Source organism: Pseudorhodobacter sp. MZDSW-24AT (genome assembly GCF_002794355.1).
Classification (GTDB): domain Bacteria; phylum Pseudomonadota; class Alphaproteobacteria; order Rhodobacterales; family Rhodobacteraceae; genus Pseudotabrizicola.
The window spans coordinates 229,434-248,678 of the sequence record NZ_PGOI01000007.1 but is presented as its reverse complement, the minus strand read 5'-3'; the positions used below and the strand labels follow the sequence as shown (position 1 = coordinate 248,678).

Below are 19,245 nucleotides of genomic sequence, written 5' to 3'. Positions count from 1 at the left end.
GGATTGCGGCCAAAACGGCTGGCGCCTTGTGCGGCGGGATCACGCGCATGTGCTGCGCCCGCCCTTCCGCCTCTGGAACTGACCGGAAGCTGTGGCGTTTGACCTGCGAAGTTGAACCGCAACACCGTTTTCCGCAGGAACCCAGATGTCCGTCAAACTGCATATCGAAGCCACCGGCCCCGACGCGGGCCGCCCTGTCATCCTGATTCACGGCTGGCCGCTGTCGGGCAAGGCCTGGGCGCATCAGGTGCCTGCCTTGGCCGAGGCTGGTTTCCGGGTGATCACCTATGACCGCCGCGGCTTTGGCCAGTCGGAAAAGCCTGCCTCGGGCTTTGATTATGATACGCTGGCGCAGGATCTGGCCGATCTGATGGAGTCGCATGATCTGCGCGATGCCTCTTTGGTCGGATTCTCGATGGGGGGCGGCGAGGTCGCGCGCTACATCGCCAACCATGGCGAAAGCCGTCTGCGCAGCGTCGTCTTTGCTTCGGCGGTGCCGCCCTTTTTGATGAAGTCGGACGACAACCCCGAAGGCCCGCTGACCGAAGATGCTGCGCAGGAAATGGAAGACGGTCTGCGCGCCGACCGCGATGCCTTTTTCGACCAGTTCACCCGCGATTTCTTTTCTGCCGACGGCGCGTTGAAAGTGTCGGAGGAAGAGCGTCAGAAGGCCATCGCCTTGTGCAAACAGTCCGATCAGGCTGCGGCCTTGGGCTGCATGGAGGCTTTTGGCACCACCGATTTCCGCGAGGATCTGAAAAAGGTATCGCTGCCGACACTGGTTCTGCACGGCGATTCCGATGGCATCGTGCCTTTCGAAGGCTCGGGCGCGCGCACCAAGGCGGCCATCCATGGCAGCCAGCTTGCGCTGATCGAGGGCGGGCCGCATGGCGTGAACGTCAGCCATGCCGAGGCGTTCAACGCCGCCTTGATCGGCTTTCTGTCACGCTGACGGTTTCGGCATCTGAAGTGTAACAATCCCTCGCCCTGTCGTGACAGGCTCGCGGCGGGTGGGGGATTTCAGGACGGCCCAAGGTGGCTTATATATCATCCATGAACCGTAGAACCGCCATATTGGCCCCGCTCGCCTTTTTCGCGCTTGGCGCCCCGGCTTTTGCCGCGCGGATCCCGCTGGCCGATCTGTCCGCTTATCTGAACAGTCTGACGACTGTGCAGGCCGATTTCACCCAGATCAACGGAGACGGCACGATTGCCACGGGCAAGCTGTTCATCCGCAGGCCCGGGCGCATCCGGTTTGAATATGCGCCGCCGGATCGCAGTCTGGTGATGGCGGGCGGCAGTCAGGTGGCGATTTTCGACCCCAAATCAAACCAGCCGCCCGAGCAATATCCGCTGCGCCGGACGCCGTTGAACCTGATTCTGGCGGCCAATGTCGATCTGGGCCGCGCGCGCATGGTGGTGGGCCACCGCGAGGTGGAAAACACCACGCGGGTGATCGCGCAGGACCCGGAAAATCCGGCCTATGGCACGATCGAACTGGTGTTCACCGCCAACCCGGTAGAGTTGCGTCAATGGATCATCACCGATGATGTGGGCAACCAGACCACGGTGGTGCTGGGGGAAATGTCGAAAGGCGGGTCGATCCCGGCGTCTTATTTTGACATCACCGCCGAAACACGCAAGCGCGGGCTGTAACCCGCGCGCGTCGCGGGCGGCTTAGCGCCGCCCGCAGCCTGCCAGTTGCAGGGCATACATCTCTGACCGCCGCTGCACCCGACCCGCCACATCCACCAGCCATGGCTTGGCCAGATAGCTTTGCCGGGCAAAGCCGGTGCGGCCTTCGTGATAGGCAAGATATTGGTTGCGGGCGTCGGCCTTGGAAATGCCCAGCCGCTTTTCGCTTTGATCCATATACCAGCCCATGAAATCGGTGGCATCAGAGATCCGGTCCCGCCGCGCGCTCCGGCGGTTCTGCTCCTGCTGATACTCTTCCCATGTGCCATCCAGCGCTTGCGAATAGCCATAGGCCGAGGATTGTCGACCCATCGGAATCACGCCCAGCGCAAATTGATGTGGGGTTTGGGCATTGCCGATGAATTTCGATTCCTGATGGATGGTGGCCATCTGAACATGGATGGGGATGCCCCATTTGCGTTCGGTGGCGCGCATGGCGCTGAGATATTGTGGACGCTCACGCACGATGGCGCAGGCGTTTTCCAAGTCGCGGGGCGCCGAAAACCTGCTGCTTCCCCCGCCACAGGCGGCAAGCAAAAGCAACAATATCGACGCGCGGAGAAATCTGCTCATTTGCCCCTCGCACAGTCTTCTTATTGCCTTGGATGATAGGTCAAATCCGGGCCGGGGGAAATGGGGCGCAAGGGCCTGTCAGATCAGAAATCCGAGAGTGAGCGGTAAAGTGATGATCGCCAGCAGGGTCGATGCAATCACCAGCCCGGCCACCGCATCGGAATCGGCCCCATATTTTTCCGCCAGCATGTAAGAGGTCACGGCCACCGGCGTGCTGACCTGCAGCACCAGAACGGCAAATCCGACCGGATCAAGCGCGAAGAACCGCCCCACCGCCACGGCCACCGCCACCGTCAGCCCGCCACGCAGCAGCGTCAGCCACAGCGCTTGGCTCAGACGCCCCGGCGTCAGCCGTGCCACCGCAACCCCCAGCGTGATCAGCATCATCGGAATGGCGATCTGGCCCAGCAGCGTCAGCGAATTGGTCAGCCACGCGGGCGTTTGCCAGCCTTGCCAGAGGAAGAGCGCGCCCAAAAGCGTGGCGCCCATCGCCGGTTCCTTGACCACGCGCATCAGCGATCCGCCGCCCGAGACCAGCCAGATGCCAAAGGTAAAGCTCCAGACCATCATCACGGCAAAGATCACCACGGCATAGCCCAAGCCTGCCTCGCCAAAGGCAAACAGCGCCAAGGGCAGGCCGACGTTCCCGGTGTTGCCAAAGATCAGCGGCGCCAGATAGGTGCGGCGTTCGAGCCTGAGCAGCCTGACCACCGCCCACAGGATCACCGTCAGGGCGCCATAGGCGGCGATGGCGGCCAAGGTCACGGCGGTCAGCGCGGCAGGGTCAAGCTCGGCCTGCATCAGCGCGGTGAAGATCAGCGCGGGCACCGACAGGGTCATCGACAGGCGGGTGATGAACTCCATCCGGTATTCATGGCCGGTGCGCACCCAGATGTAGCCGATCAATCCCAGCAGACCGACGGGCGCCACGATCTCGAGCACTGTGAGGATCAGGACCACAGTTTGTTTCCCTTTTGCGCCGCCTGTCCGGTGGACAAGACCCTGCCATCGGGATTAATAACCATGACCAAAGGACGCAAGAGATGCTGACATCAACACCGAAATACCATCTTGGTCAGGTTCTGCGTCATCGCAAGCACCCGTTTCGCGGTGTGGTCTTCGATGTGGATGCCATGTTTTCCAATACCGATGAATGGTATGAAAACATTCCCGAAGAAAGCCGTCCTTCAAAAGACCAGCCGTTCTATCACCTGCTGGCCGAAAATGACCAAAGCTATTACGTCGCCTATGTGTCCGAGCAGAACCTTGTGCCGGATGACACCGGAGAGCCTGTGGGCCATCCGGATCTGAACGATCTGTTCGGAGACTTCGAGGATGGGCGCTATCCGCTGCAATTTCAGCTCAACTGATCCGGCGCGATTGACCTGTCGGTAATCTTTGCACGCTAGCCTGCCGCAGAAAGCGGAGGGCGACGATGCGACTGGACTGCACCCACACCCCTGATCTGATGATCGTTCACGTCCGGGAACCGCGCATCGATGCGGCGGGCGCGATCGATTTCAAGGATCGGATGCGCGATCTGACCGCGCAGGATGGCCGGCGGGTTTTGCTCGACCTGTCGGATGTGATGTTCATCGACAGTTCTGGTCTGGGTGCGGTGGTGGCCGTGCGCAAGGCCTTGGGGCCAGAGCGTCCGCTGGAATTGTCGGGCCTGACGCCTTCGGTGGAAAAGGTGTTTCGGCTGACGCGGATGGACAGCGTTTTCATCATCCACCCCACGGCCCCGGCGGGGGCCGATGGCCTGCGCGATGCCGGCTGACAGCCCCGGGGGGCGGACCCGCATGGTCTTCCCTGCCGATCCCGTGGCTGTGCGGCAGGCGCTTTGCGCCCTCTTCACCGGCTGGACGCCGGGGCCGATCAGCAGCGAAGCCCGCGATGCCGCCCAGATCGTGCTGGCCGAAGCGTTGAACAACATCGTCGAACACGCCTATGCCTTGGCCCCCGGCGAGATTGAGGTAACGGTGGAAGCCACCCAAGGCGGCGTCACCTGCCAGATCATCGATGCCGGGGTGCCCTTGCCCGGCGGCGCCTTGCCAGACGGGCGGCTGCCATCGCCCGCTGCCGCAGAGGATCTTTCAGAAGGTGGCTATGGCTGGCATTTGATTCGCAGCTTGGCCGAAGACCTGTGCTATCGGCGCGAAGGCGGGCGGAACCTGCTGTCGTTTCGGATTTCTGCGCAACAATCCTCTGAGTGACCCCCGCACTGTTTCTGCCTTTCTTCAGATGTCGCGAAACTGCCCCAGTTTCCCCGCAAAAACGGCGCGCCTTGCCGCGACAGTGAAGGGGTAGCTGCATTAGGCTTCCCTCGGCGCTGCGGATAACGCCCCCACCCAGTTCGCGGCGCCGAGGATCTGCCTGTGCCTGCGCGCCTCCTTCCCCTGTCTCCCGGCATGGCGCCTTTGCCAGCGCCAAACCTGCCAGCGCCACTGCCTGCCTGCGCCACTGCCTGCTTGGCGCGGTGCAATCGGCTGTGATAGGGACCAAGGCAGCACAGACCGGCGTGGCCGGACCCTGTGAAGCCGCAAAAGGTGGAAGGCCACGATGACCCCAGATTACGACGCGCTGCGCAGCGCCATTTTGTCGCTGACCCATGGCGAAACCGATGCCGTGGCCTTGATGGCCACCGTCGCCTGCGAGGTGCATCACCACCACCCGCTCAGCGACTGGACCGGGTTCTACCGCGTCGTGGCGCCCGAGTTGCTCAAGATCGGGCCTTATCAGGGCGGCCATGGCTGCCTTGTGATCCCGTTTTCGCGCGGGGTCTGCGGCGCCAGCGCCCGCAGCGGCAAGGTGCTCAACGTGCCCGATGTCGATGCTTTCCCCGACCACATCGCCTGCGCCTCCAGCACGCGGTCCGAACTGGTGCTGCCGGTCTGGAACGGGGCGGGCACGCTTCTGGGGGTGCTGGATCTGGACAGCAACACCCCGGCGGCCTTCACCACCGAGGATGAGGCCTTTTTCACCGCCCTTTTGGCGGATGTCTTCCGCGACGCGGCCTGAAAGGAGACGGCATGGCACAGATCACCCTTCTGGACGGCGGGATGGGGCAGGAACTCGTCGCCCGCTCGGGCGATGCGCCCACGCCCTTGTGGGCCACGCGGGTGATGATCGACCATCCCGGCATGGTCGGTGCGATCCATGCCGATTACTTCGCCGCCGGGGCGAGTGTGGCCACCACCAACACCTATGCCATCCACCATGACCGGCTGGAACGCTTTGATCTGGACCATCTGTTCCACGCCTTGCACCTGCGCGCGCTGGCCGAAGCGCATGAGGCGCGCGGCGCGCATGGGCGGGGCCTGATCGCAGGCTCGATGGGGCCGCTGGTCGCCACCTACCGCCCCGAGGTCACGCAGCCCGTGGCCGTGGCCGCGCCGAAATATGCCGAGATTGCTGCCCTCCTTGGCCCGCATGTCGATGTGATCCTGTGTGAAACCATGGCGAGCGTGGAGCAGGCTGAAGGTGCTGCCGCAGGCGCGCAAGCGGCGGGCCGCCCGGTCTGGCTCTCGGTTTCGGTGGATGACCATGACGGCAGCAAACTGCGCTCGGGCGAGCCGGTGACCGATCTGGCCGGTGTGATCGCGCGCCACAAGGTGGCGGCGGTGCTGGCCAATTGCTCGGTCCCCGAGGCGATGGGTGCGGCACTGGCGGGGCTGAAAACCCTTGGCCTGCCCTTTGGCGCCTATGCGAACGGGTTCACCCACATTTCCGGCAATTTCCTGAAAGACGCGCCCACGGTGGCGGAACTGACCCATCGCCACGATCTGACCCCGGAAAAATACGCCGATTTCGCGCTGGACTGGGTGGCGATGGGGGCCACGATCGTGGGGGGCTGCTGCGAGGTGGGGCCCGCCCATATCCGCCATCTGGCCGCGCGCTTGCAGGCGGCGGGCCACACGATCCGATGACCCGGCGCAAGGTGCCCGATCACGCGCCCAGCCTGATCCCCGATTTCAGCTATGACCCGCCCGATGTGCCGTTGTCGGTGCTGCACGCGGATGCGCATATTCTGGTGGTGGACAAGCCTGCGGGTCTGCTCAGCGTGCCGGGCAAGTTGGAAGGGCGGCAGGATTGCCTGATCTCGCGCCTGATGGCCGAATATTGGGATGCGCTGGTGGTGCACCGGCTGGATTGCGACACATCGGGCGTGATGATCTTTGCCCGCACCAAACAGGCGCAGGCCTATCTGGGGCAGGAGTTCGAAAAGCGCCGGGCGCAGAAAACCTATGTCGCCCGCGTCTGGGGGGTGATGGAAGCGGACTCCGGCCATGTGGATCTGCCCTTGGGCAGCGACTGGCCCAACCGCCCGCGTCAGATGGTTGACCCGGAAAACGGTCGCCCGGCGCAGACCGATTGGGAGGTGGTGGCACGCACCGAAACCGAAACCCGCGTGCGGCTGTATCCGCGCACGGGGCGCAGCCATCAATTGCGCGTGCATATGCTTGCGCTGGGCCATGTGATCATCGGCGATCAGATCTATGCCACCGGCCCCGCGCGGGCGGCGGATCGGCTGATGCTGCATTCCGAGATGCTGACGCTGCACCATCCCGCCACCGGCGCGCCGGTCAGCTTTACCGCGCCCGCGCCGTTCTGAGCAAATCCGCTTTCCTCTGCGGCGGTTAATGGGCTAAGCATCGGGCATGAGATGGACGTTGCCCAATATTCTGACGGTGATGCGCCTGATCGCGGCGCCCGGCGTCGCGATCATGTTCTTGTATTTCCATCGGCCTTGGGCGGATTGGTTTGCGCTGACGCTGTTCATCGTGGCCGCGGTCACCGATTGGTTCGACGGCTATATCGCGCGGCGCTGGCAGCAGGAATCGAAGTTCGGCGCCATGCTCGACCCGATTGCCGACAAGGCGATGGTGGTGATCGCGCTGGTCATCATCACCGGTTATTCCGGCATGAACCCTTGGTTGATCCTGCCGGTGACGCTGATCCTGTTCCGTGAGGTCTTTGTGTCTGGCCTGCGCGAGTTTCTGGCGGAAAAGGCCGGGCTCTTGAAGGTGACCAAACTCGCCAAATGGAAGACCACGGCGCAGATGGTGGCGATTGCGGTGCTGTTTCTGGGCACCGGGCTCGAGCATCTGGAGGGCATCGCCCGGCGCGGGATGACGACAGATCAATATGCCTCGCTGGTGACCCAGGGTCTTGCCGATCCGCTGCGGTCGTGCGGCGCGCGCGGCTGTTCCTCGGTGGCCACGCTGGTGGGGCTGTGCCTGATCTGGGTGGCGGCGGCGCTCACGCTTGTGACCGGCTGGGATTATTTCCGCAAATCGCTGCCCTTCTTGAAGGATGACAAGCCGTGAGTGTCGAGGTTCTGTATTTCGCATGGGTGCGGGAACGGATCGGCCTGCCGCGCGAGCGCGTGCAGACCGATGCGGCCACGGTGGCCGATCTGATCGCCGAACTGGTGGCGCGCGAAGACCGCTATGCCATGGCCTTTGCCGATCTGGCGAGCCTGCGGGTGGCGCTGGATCAAGAGCTTGCCAGTTTTGACGCGCCCTTGGCCGGGGTGCGCGAGGTTGCCTTCTTTCCGCCGATGACCGGGGGTTGACGATGCGCCTGTCGGTTCAGGAGGCGCCGTTCGATCTGGGGGCCGAGTCTCAGGCCTTTGCCGCCGGGGCGGCGGGCGCGGGAGCGGTGGTCACCTTTACCGGCATCGTGCGCGACAATGGCGGCGCGCTGTCGGCGATGGAGATCGAGCATTATGCGGGCATGACCGAAAAGGCGATTGCCGCGATCATGGACGAGGCCGCAGGCCGTTGGGCGCTTGTGGATGCGCTGGTGATCCACCGCTTTGGCCGACTGGCGGGCGGCGAGATGATCATGATGGTGGCAACGGCGGCCCCGCACCGGGCCGATGCCTTTGCCGCCGCCGAGTTCCTGATGGATTACCTGAAATCCCGCGCGCCGTTCTGGAAGAAAGAGCTTGGCCCTGAGGGCGCCGCTTGGGTTGCGGCCAAGGATGCGGACGAGGCGGCCCTTTTGCGCTGGTAGCGAGGGGACGGCTTTGCGCAGGTCGCAGGGGGCGGTTTTGCGCTGGTCGCGCGGGGGGCCGGCGTCGGATGCGCTCCGCGCGGGAGTATTTGGAAAAGGTGCAAGCGGCAGGCGGCTTTCGTGCGACCGCGGGGCGTGCTAGGGCTGATGTCATGGAACAGATGCCCAGCAAAGAGCAGATCCTGCAATGGATCAGTGAAAACCCCGGCCTTGCGGCCAAGCGCGATATCGCCAAGGCCTTTGGCATCAAGGGGGCGGCGCGGATCGAGTTGAAGCGCATCCTTGGCGAATTGGCCGAAGAGGGGCAGATTGCCAGGAAGGGCCGCAGCTACCGCGACCCCGAAGGCTTGCCGCCGGTGTCCATTCTGGTGATCACCGGGCCGGATGCGCAGGGCGATGTCTTTGCCCGGCCGATGGAATGGGGCGGCGCGGGCGAGGCGCCGCGCATCCTGTTTCTGGCCAAGAAGGGCGACCCGGCCTTGGCGGCGGGCGACCGGATTCTGGCGCGGCTGTCCCCGGCGGATGTGGGCGAATACCAGTATGAGGCGCGGCTGATCCGCCATATCGGCACCAACCCGCTGCGGGTGCTGGGGGTGTTTCGCGCAGGCGCCGAAGGCGGGCGGATCGTGCCCATCGACAAGGGGCAGGACAAGGAATGGCGCGTGGGCCGCGACATGACCCTTGGCGCCAAGGATGGCGAGCTGGTCGAAGGCGAGGCCGTGGGGCGGCGCAACATGGGTCTGCCACAGGCGCGCATCACCGCCGTGCTGGGCGACCCCTCGGGACCGAAAGCGGTCAGCCTGATTGCCATTCATCAGCACGGCATCCCCGACCAGTTCCCCGATGCCGTGATCGCCGAGGCCGACCGTGCCCTACCAGCCCCGCTGGAAGGGCGCACCGATCTGCGCGATTTGCCGCTGTGCACCATCGACCCCGCCGATGCGCGCGACCGCGATGATGCGGTTTACGCCGAGGCCGATACCGAGCCGGGCAATCCCGGTGGCTTTGTCGTCTGGGTGGCGATTGCCGATGTGGCCTATTACGTCCGCCCCGGATCGGCCTTGGACCGGGAGGCGAGAAAGCGCGGCAATTCGACCTATTTCCCCGACCGGGTGGTGCCGATGCTGCCCGATGTGCTGTCGGGCGATCTGTGTTCCTTGCATCAGCATGTGGACCGCGCCTGTCTGGCGGTGCGGATGCGGCTGGATGCGAAGGGTGCCAAGATCAGCCACCGTTTCGTGCGCGGGATCATGCGGTCTGTCGCCAGCCTGAGCTATGAACAGGTGCAGGCGGCCATTGATGGCGCGCCCGATGCGGTGACCGCGCCGCTGCTCGACCCGGTGTTGCGCCCGCTTTACGCCGCCTATGCCGCCACCAAACTGGCGCGCGCCGCCCGCCAGCCGCTGGATCTGGATTTGCCGGAGCGCAAGATCGAGTTGTCCGAGGCGGGCGAGGTGAGGTCGGTGTCGTTCAAGGAACGCTTTGACGCGCATCGCTTGATCGAAGAATTCATGATCCTCGCCAATGTGGCGGCGGCGGAAGAACTGGTGCGGCTGAAGCAGCCCTTGCTGTTCCGCGTGCATGAAGAACCGACACCGGAAAAGCTGGATGCCTTGCGGGAGGTGGCGGAAGCCTCGGGCTTTGTGCTGGCCAAGGGGCAGGTGTTGCAGACGCGGCATCTGAACAGCCTGCTGGCGGCGGCGCAAGGCACCGAGTTTGATGAGCTGTTGAACATCAGCACCCTGCGCAGCATGACGCAGGCCTATTACTTCCCGCAGAATTTTGGCCATTTCGGGCTGGCCTTGAAGAATTATGCGCATTTCACCTCGCCCATCCGGCGCTATTCCGATCTGATCGTGCATCGTGCGCTGATTGCAGGGCATGGCTGGGGCAAGGATGGCTTGTCGGCGTCTGACATCGAGCAGCTGGAGGACACCGCCAAGCTGATTTCCGACAGCGAACGACGCAGCATGGCGGCCGAACGCGATACGACCGACCGCTATCTGGCGGCCTATCTGGCCGACCGGGTGGGGGCGGATTTCACGGGCCGGATTTCCGGCGTGCAGCGCTTTGGCCTGTTCGTGAAGCTGGACGAGACCGGCGCAGATGGGCTGATCCCCATCCGCAGCGTCGGGCGCGAGTTCTTTCATTATGATCAGGACAGCCAGACCCTGACCGGAGCCGATACCGGCCTGACCATCGGCATCGGTCAGCGCGTGACCGTGCGGCTTGCCGAGGCGGTGCCGGTGACCGGCGGCATCATGCTGGAACTGCTGGAGATCGAAGGCGGCGCCTTGCCGCGCGCCCAGCCGCGCCGCGGGCGCTTTGCACCGCGCAAGCCGGGCAAGGCCGCCGCGAAGGAGGCCAAGGTCAAGCGCAAGGTGCTGCGCAAGCGGCGCTAGTGCCTGCGTTTTCGGTGATGCGCGGCCGGGATGCGCAACTCGGCCCGGTATTTCGCCACCGTGCGCCGTGCCAAGGCGATTCCGTCTTGCGAAAGCGCCTGCGTCAGCGCTTCGTCCGATAGGGGCTCTGTGGTTTCTTCCTGCGCAATCAACCGTGCAAGGCGGGCGCGCAGGGCGGCGGCCGCAGTGTCGGCCCCCATATCGGGCGAGAACAGCCGCCGCAGCCACCACGTGCCATGCGGGGTATCGACAGCGGTGCCCGCCACCACGCGGCTGACGGTGGATTTGTGCAGACCAAGGCTTTGGGCAATGTCTTGCATCGTCAGGGGCCGCAAGGCCGAAGGGCCGCGCGCCAAGGCCAGATGCTGATGCGCCAGAATGGCTTGGCCCACGGCCAAAAGGGTGGCGTTGCGGGTTTCGATCAGCCGCACCACATCGCGCGCGCGGGCGGCCCCGGCGGCATCGGGATCGACCGACAGCGCCGGCAAAGACGAGCGGTTGAAGGCCACCTGCCAGCCATCGCCGCCTTGCCGCGCAATCAGGTCCGGCTCGCGCTGGGGGCTGGCGACGGCAGAAAAGCTGGCGCCGGGTTTCGGATTGAAGCTGCGGATCAGGCGAAAGCGGCTTTGAAGCTCTGCCGTCGGCGCGTTGGTAAGCCGCGCCAAGGCGGCCCAATCGCCCGAAGCGACCAGATCCAGCCGGTCAAGCATGGTGGCCAGCACCGGGTCCAGCACCTCGGCATCCAAGGCTTGCAGCCGCAGACATTCGGCCAGCGAACGCGCGAACAACCCGGGCGGATCAATGCGTTGCAACTGGCCCAGCACCTGTTCCACCGCTGGCAGGCTCACCGAAAGCTCGGCGGCGATCTGCGCCAGCGGGCGGCCCAGCCAGCCCGAGGGTTCCAGAGCATCGGCCAAGGCCACCGCAATCTCGCGCGCGCCGTGGCCTTCGACAAGCTGCGGGATCGCGGCCAGCACATGGGCGATCAGGCTTGGCCCATGATCGGCAAGGTTTTCCAGATCCTCCGACCCTCCGGTCGGCAAGGTGCCGGACCAGCGCGGCAACCAGTCGCCCCCTGCGGGAAGCACCGTCTGCAGTGAAAGCGCCGGAGTCTCGGCGGCCTGTTCCTCCAGATACTCTGTCAGACTGGTGGCGTCGGCACGCAGCACATTGAGCGCGGCTTGCAGCCCGGCACTGAGCTGAAGCCGCTGCGACGGGCTGACCGTAAGTTTTGAACGTGCCTTCATGGCGGCCAGCCTAAGGCGCGTGCCAGACAGGACGCAAGCCTGTTGCGCCTTTGACCGCAGAGGATCTGCGCGCCCCTCGCGCTTGCAGGACCAAGCGCGTAAGGTCGCGGCATGACAGCCCAAAAGGTGCGCCCTGCCATGATGACTGCCCCGCCTCTGCCGCTGACGCAAGACATTGTGCTGATCGGCGGCGGCCATGCGCATGCCTTGGTGCTGCGCCGCTGGGGGATGAACCCGCTGCCCGGCGCGCGGCTGACGCTGATCAACCCCGGCCCGGTGGCGCCCTATACCGGCATGTTGCCCGGCGCGGTGGCCGGGCATTACCGCCGCGAGGCGATGATGATTGATCTGGTGCGTCTTGCGCGCTTTGCCGGTGCGCGGCTGGTGATGGACCGGGCCTGTGGCATCGACCGCGCGGCACGGCAGGTGGTGCTCGGCTCGGGGCGGCGGCTGCGCTATGATGTGGCCTCGCTTGACATTGGCATCGCCTCGGATCTGCCCGAGGTGCCGGGCTATGCGGCGCATGGCGTGGCGGCCAAGCCGCTGGGCCGCTATGCCGCACGATGGGAGGCCTTTGTGGCCGAAAGCGGCCCGGCGCCGCATCTGGTGATCATCGGCGCGGGCGTGGGCGGGGTAGAGCTGGCGCTGGCTTCGGCCCATCGCCTGCGCGCGGCGGGAAAGACGCCGCAGATCACCTTGCTGGACCGGGGCGCACAGGCGCTGCCGGGGGTCTCGGCGGGCGCGCGGCGCAGCTTGCTGGCGGCGCTGCACAGTCACGGTGTCACCCTGCTGACAGGGGTCAGCCCGGCGCAGGTGCTGGCAGAGGCCGTGCTGCTGCAGGATGGGCGGCGACTGCCTTCGGATTTCACCCTGTCGGTGGCGGGCGCGCGCCCGCAGGACTGGCTGGCGCAGACCGGGCTTGCGCTGACCGATGGCTTTGTCGATGTGGGGCCGACGCTGCAAAGCTCGGATGCGGCGATTTTCGCGGTCGGCGATTGCGCGCATCTGACGCATGCCCCGCGCCCCAAGGCGGGGGTGTTCGCGGTGCGGCAGGCGCCGGTGCTGTTGCACAATCTGCGCGCGGCCGTTTCGGGCGGGTCAGGGTCGGACCAGGCAGGGGCGGGTGGGCCGCTGCGCGGTTATCACCCGCAGCGCGATTACCTGAAACTGGTGTCGGTGGGGGACAAGGTGGCGGTGGCCGACAAGTTCGGTCTGCGCGGCGGTGGCCGCTGGCTTTGGCAGGTGAAAGACCAGATCGATGCCAAGTTCATGGCAAAATTCTCGACCTATCCGGCAATGCCCCGGCCTGCGGTGCCGCCCGTTCATGCCAAGGGCATGGCGCAGGCGCTGGGCGACAAACCGATGTGCGGCGGCTGCGGGGCCAAGGTGGGGGCAGGGGCCTTGCGTGCGGCATTGGCAGGCCTTCCCGCGCCCGACCGCACGGATGTGCTGTCTGGGCGCGGCGATGATGCGGCGCGGCTGGTCATCGGCGGGCGCACGCAGGTGATAACGACCGATCATCTGCGCGCCTTTACCGCCGATCCGGCCTTGATGGCGCGGCTGGCGGCGATTCATGCGCTGGGCGATGTCTGGGCGATGGGCGCCGATCCGCAGGCGGCGCTGGCGCAGATCACCCTGCCACGCCTGTCCGAGGCCTTGCAGGCCGATATGCTGGCCGAGGTGATGCAGGCCGCAAGCGCGGTGTTCCGCGCCGCCGGGGCCGATGTGGTGGGCGGCCATTCGGCGGTGGGGGATGAGCTGGCCTTGGGCTTTACCGTGACGGGGCTGATGGAAGGCCCGGCACGGCTCAAGACAGGGGCGCGGCCCGGCGATGCGATCCTGCTCACCAAGCCTTTGGGCACCGGCGTGGTTCTGGCCGCCGAGATGGCGCGGATCGCGGCAGACTGTAGAGGCACCGATGGTCTGATGCTGGGCGAGATCTGGGCGGCCTGTATCGACAGCATGCAACGCCCGCTGGCGGCGGCGGCGGCGATTCTGCGGCCACAGGCCCATGCGATGACCGATGTGACAGGATTCGGGCTGGCCGGCCATCTGTGGGAAATGCTGGAACCGGCGGGGCTGGGGGCCGAACTGTCGCGCGCGGCCTTGCCCATTTTGCCGGGGGCCGAAGGCTTGGCGGCGCAAGGCGTGGCCTCCACCCTTGCGCCCTCGAACCGGGCAGGCCTTGGCTGGCAGGTCGAGGGCGAGGCCGGGCCAAGGCTGGATCTGCTGTTCGACCCGCAAACCTGTGGCGGGCTTTTGCTGTGCCTGCCCGAGGCCGCCGCCCCGGCGGCGCTGGCCGCCATGGCGGCGGCGGGGGAGTTTGCGGTGCAGATCGGGCAGGTGGTGGCGGCCCCTGCACGGATTATCCTGCGCTGACAGCCCTGCGAGGCGGGCCGCAGGAGCGCTCCGCGCGGGAGTATTTAAGAAAGGTGCAAATCCGGGCGCGGGTCAGAGCCCCGGCACCGCCTGCGCGATGCGCCGGGCCAGATCCGGCAGCGCCTCTGCGTCAAGGCGGGGGGCGTGGATTTCGGCCACCGGTGGTGCGCTGCGGGCGCGGTGCTTGGCATAGCGCGGGTCGTAATGGCGCTGCATCAAGCCGCGGGCCAGCGCGGTGAACTGCCGCGCCTCGGCCAAGGCCTCCCATTCGGCGATCACCTCGCCCGGATGCGACGGGCGCAGCCAGCCCAGCACCGCTGTCAGCCGCCCGGCATCGGCGGCGATATCGGCATAGGCCTCGGCCAGATAGCGCGCCCGCTCGTCCAGCGGCGCATCGAGCGTGATGCGCGGGGCGGCTGTCATGGCGCGCCACAGCCCCCGCGGCAGGTTCAGCCGACCGATGCGCGAGCTTTCCGCCTCAATCACAACCGGGCGCTTCGGGTCCAGCCGGGCCATTGCCAGCGCCAGCTGCCCTTCGAAGCGGCGCTGCGAAGGCTGCGGCCCGATGGCCCCGAACAGCGACCCCCGGTGCCCGGCCAGAGCTTCCAGATCCAGCACCTGCACCCCTTGCGCGGCCAGCTGCGCCAGAAGCGCGGTTTTGGCGGTGCCGGTGTTGCCGTCCAGCACGACCACCGGGCAAGGAAAGGGCTGGTCCTGCAAGGCCGCGACCACAAGGCTGCGCCAGCTTTTGTAGCCGCCCTGAACGGTTTGCACCCGCCAGCCGATCTGCGACAGGATGGTGGCGAAAGACCCCGAGCGCTGGCCGCCCCGCCAGCAATAAACCAGCGGTTGCCAGCTGCCGGGGCGGTTGGCCAAGGGGCCCATCAGATGCGCGGCGGCATTCTTGGCCACCAGCGCAGCCCCCAGTTTGCGCGCGTCAAAGGGTGAGACCTGCTTGTAAAGCGTGCCCACGCGCGCGCGTTCTGCATCATCCAGCACCGGCAGCGAGAGGGCGCCCGGCAGATGGTCATCGGCAAATTCCGCCGGAGCCCGCACATCGATGATGTCATCGAAGCGCAGCGCCAATACATCGGCAAGGGATGTGAGTTCTACAGCCATGGTGCCCCCAGAATCCGCGCAGAATGGGCGGCTTGCCCGCTGCGCGCAACCCCGAGTTCTGGCCCGCCTTGCGCCGGTCTGTGCGGCAAGAGGCTCAGGCCAGCGCAGCCACCTTGTCATGGCAGGGGCAGCTGACAAGATGGTCATTCACCATGCCGCAGGCCTGCATGAAGGCATAGACGATCGTCGGCCCGCAAAAGGCAAAGCCCTCGGCCTTCAGCGCCTTTGACATGGCCTGTGACACCGGGGTTTGCCCGGGCACCTGCGACAGGCTTTGCCAGCGGTTTTGCTGCACGGTGCCGCCCTGAAACGCCCAGAGGAAATGGGCGAATCCCTCGCGCTGCTCGATCCGCAGATAGGCCTGTGCCGACCCGATGGTGCCCGCGATCTTGCCCCGGTGCCGCACGATGCCGGGATTGGCCAGCAGGCGGGCGATGTCGTCCTCGCCCCAATGCGCGATCACCTCGGGGTGAAAACCGTCAAAGGCCTGCCGAAAACTGTCGCGCTTTTTCAGGATCGTGATCCAGCTCAGCCCGGCCTGAAAGCCGTCAAGGATCAGCTTTTCCCAAAGGGCGCGGCCGTCACGTTCGGGGACGCCCCATTCATGGTCATGATAATCCACATAAATCGGCTCTGTCCCGCACCATCCGCAGCGCGATTGCGCAGTTCCGTCCATCTGTTGCCACCCGTTTGCCCTGAGTGAAGACAATTGGAACAAAATGTGAAACTTTACGCAAGCTTTACCCGCATGGCGCCACGGTTCTGCGACCCTCAACACAGGAGTGTCCGATGGCGCATGACAATCCCCCCCGTCCCGAAGTGCCGCCCAGACTGGCCAGCCCCCTGTTCTATGCCATCTCGGAAAATGACCGGCAGACCATTGCCATGGTGCGGGAGGCGCTGCTCAAGGGCCGTGTCCGGCTGGCCTATCAGCCGATCGTCATTTCGGCCGACACCTCGCGCATCGCCTTTCACGAAGGCCTGATGCGCGTGCTGGACCCGGCGGGTCGCCCCATTCCCGCGCGCGATTTCATGGCCGCGGTCGAAGCGCAGGAAATCGGGCGGGAACTGGACTGCGCCTCCTTGGCGATGGCCTTGGCCACTTTGGCGCGGGTGCCGCATGTCCGCTTGTCGGTCAACATGTCGGCGCGGTCGATCGGCTATCCGAAATGGCTGTCGATCTTGCGCAATGCCTTGCGCAAAAATCCCGAAATCGGCGAACGCCTGATCTTGGAGATCACGGAAAGCTCGGCCATGCTGGTGCCTGAAATCGTGATTGCCTTCATGAAGGATCTGCAATCCGATGGCGTGGCCTTCGCGCTGGATGATTTCGGCGCCGGCTATACCGCGATCCGCTATTTCAAGGATTTCGCCTTTGATATCCTCAAAATCGACGGGCAGTTCATTCGCAACATCCATGCCGATGCCGACAATCAGGTGCTGACGGCGGCGCTTGTCTCGATTGCGCGGCAGTTCGATATGCTTTGCGTGGCGGAATCGGTCGAAACCCTTGCCGATGCCCAATATCTGCAGGCCTTGGGGGTGGATTGCCAGCAAGGCTATTTCTTCGGCGCGCCCACCGTGCAGCCGGATTGGACCGGGCCACCGCCCGAACGCCAGACCGCCTGACCGCTGCTGAACTGACGTAAGGTTAGCTCTGGCGCGCAAGAATCTTGCGCTTTGCGGCCCGGCGGCTTAGGTCAAAAGAGAAGGCAGGGGAAAGGCCTCCTGTCGCCTAGGCCGAGGGAGTAAGATCGCATGACCAATGTCGTTATCGTCGCCGCAGGGCGCACCGCCGTGGGCAGTTTCAATGGCGCCTTCGCCACTGTGCCTGCGCATGATCTGGGCGCGGCGGTCATTGCCGGGGTGATCGAACGTGCCGGGATCGACAAGGCCGAGGTGGAGGAAACCATTCTGGGGCAGGTGCTGACCGCAGGCCAAGGCCAGAACCCCGCCCGTCAGGCGCATATCAAGGCGGGCCTTGCGAAAGAGGCCAGCGCTTGGTCGCTGAACCAGGTCTGTGGGTCGGGCCTGCGTGCGGTGGCGCTGGGGGCGCAGCATGTGCAACTGGGCGATGCGCGCATCGTGGTTGCGGGCGGGCAGGAAAACATGTCGCTCTCGCCCCATGTCGCGCATCTGCGCGCCGGGCAGAAGATGGGCGATCTGAACTTCATCGACAGCATGATCCGCGATGGGCTGTGGGATGCGTTCAACGGCTATCACATGGGCCAGACGGCGGAAAACGTGGCCAACCAATGGCAGATCAGCCGCGACATGCAGGATGAATTCGCGCTTGCCAGCCAGAACAAGGCCGAAGCCGCGCAAAAGGCGGGCAAGTTTGCCGATGAAATCATCGGCTACACCGTGAAGACCCGCAAAGGCGAAACGGTGGTGGATCAGGATGAATACATCCGCCACGGCGCCACGCTGGACAGCATGCAGAAACTCCGCCCCGCCTTCACCAAGGATGGCTCGGTCACGGCGGGCAATGCCAGCGGCATCAACGACGGCGCCGCCGCCGTTCTGCTGATGACCGAGGAAGAGGCTGCCAAGCGCGGGCTCAAGGTGCTGGCCCGGATCGCCAGCTATGCCACCGCTGGCTTGGACCCGTCGATCATGGGTGTCGGGCCCATCCACGCCTCGCGCAAGGCGCTGCAAAAGGCGGGCTGGTCGGTGGGCGACCTTGATCTGGTTGAAGCGAATGAAGCTTTTGCCGCCCAAGCCTGCGCGGTGAACAAGGATATGGGCTGGGACCCGTCCATCGTGAACGTGAACGGCGGCGCCATCGCCATCGGCCACCCGATCGGCGCCTCGGGCTGCCGCATCCTGAACACCTTGCTGCATGAAATGGCCCGCCGCGACTCGAAGAAAGGTCTGGCCACGCTGTGCATCGGCGGGGGCATGGGTGTGGCCATGTGCCTTGAGCGCTAAGACCAGTTTTTGCTGCGTTTGCACAATGGGCGCGCAATAATCTTGCGCGCCCATTGTCTTATCGATACCTATATTTCAAGAAAGCCAGAACAAGGAGGATACTCATGGCGCGTGTTGCATTGGTTACCGGGGGATCGCGCGGGATTGGCGCTGCGATTTCCGTGGCGCTCAAGGCCGCTGGCTATACCGTTGCCGCCAATTATGCCGGCAATGACGAGGCAGCGGCCAAGTTCACCGCCGAAACCGGGATCAAGACCTACAAATGGTCCGTCGCCGATTACGACGCCTGCGCCGAAGGCATCAAGCAGGTGGAGGCCGATCTCGGCCCGGTCGATGTGCTGGTCAACAACGCGGGCATCACCCGCGACGCCATGTTCCACAAGATGACCCCGACCCAGTGGAAAGAGGTGATCGACACCAACCTTACCGGCCTGTTCAACATGACCCATCCGCTGTGGTCTGGCATGCGGGATCGCAAGTTTGGCCGTGTGATCAACATTTCCTCGATCAACGGGCAAAAGGGTCAGGCCGGGCAAGCCAATTATTCCGCCGCGAAATCCGGCGATCTGGGCTTTACCAAGGCGCTGGCGCAGGAAGGCGCGCGTGCCGGCATCACCGTCAACGCCATTTGCCCCGGTTATATCGGCACCGAAATGGTGCGCGCGATCGATGAAAAGGTGCTGAACGACCGCATCATCCCGCAAATCCCCGTTGGCCGTCTGGGCGAGCCCGAGGAAATCGCGCGCTGTGTGGTGTTTCTGGCCGCCGAAGACGCGGGCTTTATCACCGGCGCCACGATCAGTGCCAACGGCGGGCAGTTCTTCGTCTGATCCAAGGCCAAAAGGAAAGGGCCGTCCCGATGGGGCGGCCCTGTTCTG

Annotated in this window: 21 protein-coding genes; 16 read left to right on the top strand and 5 right to left on the bottom strand. The window is 65.1% G+C overall.

All coding sequences use genetic code 11. From position 1 onward, the window contains the following. Positions 1 to 145 precede the first annotated feature (145 nt). A complete protein-coding gene (locus CUR21_RS07265; protein WP_100196343.1) occupies positions 146 to 952 on the top strand; it encodes an alpha/beta fold hydrolase in 807 nt (268 codons plus the stop codon). Positions 953 to 1,053: 101 nt separating this feature from the next. Then, positions 1,054 to 1,656 (top strand): outer membrane lipoprotein carrier protein LolA, encoded by a 603-nt coding sequence (locus CUR21_RS07260; RefSeq protein ID WP_100196342.1) that lies wholly within the window; start codon positions 1,054 to 1,056, stop codon positions 1,654 to 1,656. Between the two features lie 21 nt (positions 1,657 to 1,677). Here the strand turns inward: CUR21_RS07260 and CUR21_RS07255 are convergent, their stop codons facing one another. Further along, complete coding sequence (locus tag CUR21_RS07255) at positions 1,678 to 2,268, bottom strand: lytic transglycosylase (protein WP_100196341.1); 591 nt, start codon at positions 2,266 to 2,268, stop codon at positions 1,678 to 1,680. A 78-nt stretch (positions 2,269 to 2,346) separates the two neighbouring features. Further along, positions 2,347 to 3,228 carry an AEC family transporter gene (locus CUR21_RS07250; protein WP_100196340.1) on the bottom strand — a complete coding sequence of 294 codons (882 nt, stop codon included), beginning with the start codon at positions 3,226 to 3,228 and terminating at the stop codon, positions 2,347 to 2,349. A gap of 83 nt (positions 3,229 to 3,311) precedes the next feature. On the opposite strand from CUR21_RS07250, the gene hspQ reads away from it, so the two are divergent. The 10 genes from hspQ to rnr all read left to right on the top strand — a co-directional run bounded on the left by hspQ (position 3,312) and on the right by rnr (position 10,691). Then, positions 3,312 to 3,638, top strand: coding sequence for a heat shock protein HspQ (hspQ, locus tag CUR21_RS07245; protein ID WP_100196339.1), 327 nt, complete (start codon positions 3,312 to 3,314; stop codon positions 3,636 to 3,638). Positions 3,639 to 3,703: 65 nt separating this feature from the next. After that, positions 3,704 to 4,048: an STAS domain-containing protein gene (locus tag CUR21_RS07240; RefSeq protein ID WP_100196338.1), complete on the top strand. Its 345-nt coding sequence runs from the start codon at positions 3,704 to 3,706 to the stop codon at positions 4,046 to 4,048. Between the two features lie 22 nt (positions 4,049 to 4,070). Continuing rightward, a complete protein-coding gene (locus CUR21_RS07235; RefSeq protein WP_157791958.1) occupies positions 4,071 to 4,484 on the top strand; it encodes an ATP-binding protein in 414 nt (137 codons plus the stop codon). A 346-nt stretch (positions 4,485 to 4,830) separates the two neighbouring features. Continuing rightward, complete coding sequence (locus CUR21_RS07230; protein WP_100196336.1) at positions 4,831 to 5,289, top strand: GAF domain-containing protein; 459 nt, start codon at positions 4,831 to 4,833, stop codon at positions 5,287 to 5,289. Positions 5,290 to 5,300: 11 nt separating this feature from the next. Then, positions 5,301 to 6,197: a homocysteine S-methyltransferase family protein gene (locus CUR21_RS07225; protein WP_100196335.1), complete on the top strand. Its 897-nt coding sequence runs from the start codon at positions 5,301 to 5,303 to the stop codon at positions 6,195 to 6,197. Then, positions 6,194 to 6,883 (top strand): pseudouridine synthase, encoded by a 690-nt coding sequence (locus CUR21_RS07220; protein WP_100196334.1) that lies wholly within the window; start codon positions 6,194 to 6,196, stop codon positions 6,881 to 6,883. Before CUR21_RS07225 ends, CUR21_RS07220 begins: the two co-directional genes overlap by 4 nt. A 46-nt stretch (positions 6,884 to 6,929) precedes the next feature. Continuing rightward, positions 6,930 to 7,598: a CDP-diacylglycerol--glycerol-3-phosphate 3-phosphatidyltransferase gene (pgsA, locus tag CUR21_RS07215; protein WP_100196333.1), complete on the top strand. Its 669-nt coding sequence runs from the start codon at positions 6,930 to 6,932 to the stop codon at positions 7,596 to 7,598. Beyond that, entirely contained in the window at positions 7,595 to 7,846 is a 252-nt protein-coding gene (gene moaD, locus CUR21_RS07210; RefSeq protein WP_100196332.1) for a molybdopterin converting factor subunit 1, read from the top strand. Before pgsA ends, moaD begins: the two co-directional genes overlap by 4 nt. Before the next feature lie 2 nt (positions 7,847 to 7,848). After that, the gene (locus CUR21_RS07205) at positions 7,849 to 8,289 is read left to right on the top strand and encodes a molybdenum cofactor biosynthesis protein MoaE (protein WP_100196331.1); all 441 of its coding nucleotides are present in this window, start codon (positions 7,849 to 7,851) and stop codon (positions 8,287 to 8,289) included. A 152-nt stretch (positions 8,290 to 8,441) separates the two neighbouring features. Next, a complete protein-coding gene (rnr, locus tag CUR21_RS07200) occupies positions 8,442 to 10,691 on the top strand; it encodes a ribonuclease R (protein WP_100196330.1) in 2,250 nt (749 codons plus the stop codon). On the opposite strand, the gene rpoN is transcribed toward rnr, so the two are convergent. Continuing rightward, positions 10,688 to 11,938 (bottom strand): RNA polymerase factor sigma-54, encoded by a 1,251-nt coding sequence (gene rpoN, locus CUR21_RS07195; RefSeq protein ID WP_100196787.1) that lies wholly within the window; start codon positions 11,936 to 11,938, stop codon positions 10,688 to 10,690. The two genes, rnr and rpoN, sit on opposite strands and share 4 nt — an antisense overlap. A 138-nt stretch (positions 11,939 to 12,076) precedes the next feature. Here rpoN and selD point away from each other — a divergent pair, with 138 nt between their 5' ends. Then, positions 12,077 to 14,317, top strand: coding sequence for a selenide, water dikinase SelD (selD, locus tag CUR21_RS07190; RefSeq protein ID WP_369802511.1), 2,241 nt, complete (start codon positions 12,077 to 12,079; stop codon positions 14,315 to 14,317). A 72-nt stretch (positions 14,318 to 14,389) separates the two neighbouring features. Here selD and mnmH read toward each other — a convergent pair whose 3' ends face one another. Continuing rightward, positions 14,390 to 15,436: a tRNA 2-selenouridine(34) synthase MnmH gene (mnmH, locus tag CUR21_RS07185; RefSeq protein ID WP_100196328.1), complete on the bottom strand. Its 1,047-nt coding sequence runs from the start codon at positions 15,434 to 15,436 to the stop codon at positions 14,390 to 14,392. Between the two features lie 94 nt (positions 15,437 to 15,530). Continuing rightward, on the bottom strand, positions 15,531 to 16,112 hold the full coding sequence (locus CUR21_RS07180) for a DNA-3-methyladenine glycosylase I (RefSeq protein WP_100196327.1): 582 nt from the start codon (positions 16,110 to 16,112) through the stop codon (positions 15,531 to 15,533). Positions 16,113 to 16,225: 113 nt separating this feature from the next. On the opposite strand from CUR21_RS07180, the gene CUR21_RS07175 reads away from it, so the two are divergent. The 3 genes from CUR21_RS07175 (at position 16,226) to phbB (ending at position 19,197) form a co-directional block, all read left to right on the top strand. After that, positions 16,226 to 17,065 carry an EAL domain-containing protein gene (locus tag CUR21_RS07175; protein WP_100196326.1) on the top strand — a complete coding sequence of 280 codons (840 nt, stop codon included), beginning with the start codon at positions 16,226 to 16,228 and terminating at the stop codon, positions 17,063 to 17,065. Between the two features lie 129 nt (positions 17,066 to 17,194). Further along, positions 17,195 to 18,367 (top strand): acetyl-CoA C-acetyltransferase, encoded by a 1,173-nt coding sequence (locus CUR21_RS07170; RefSeq protein WP_100196325.1) that lies wholly within the window; start codon positions 17,195 to 17,197, stop codon positions 18,365 to 18,367. 104 nt (positions 18,368 to 18,471) lie between these two features. Next, positions 18,472 to 19,197: an acetoacetyl-CoA reductase gene (gene phbB / locus CUR21_RS07165; protein ID WP_100196324.1), complete on the top strand. Its 726-nt coding sequence runs from the start codon at positions 18,472 to 18,474 to the stop codon at positions 19,195 to 19,197. The last annotated feature ends 48 nt before the right edge of the window (positions 19,198 to 19,245 follow it).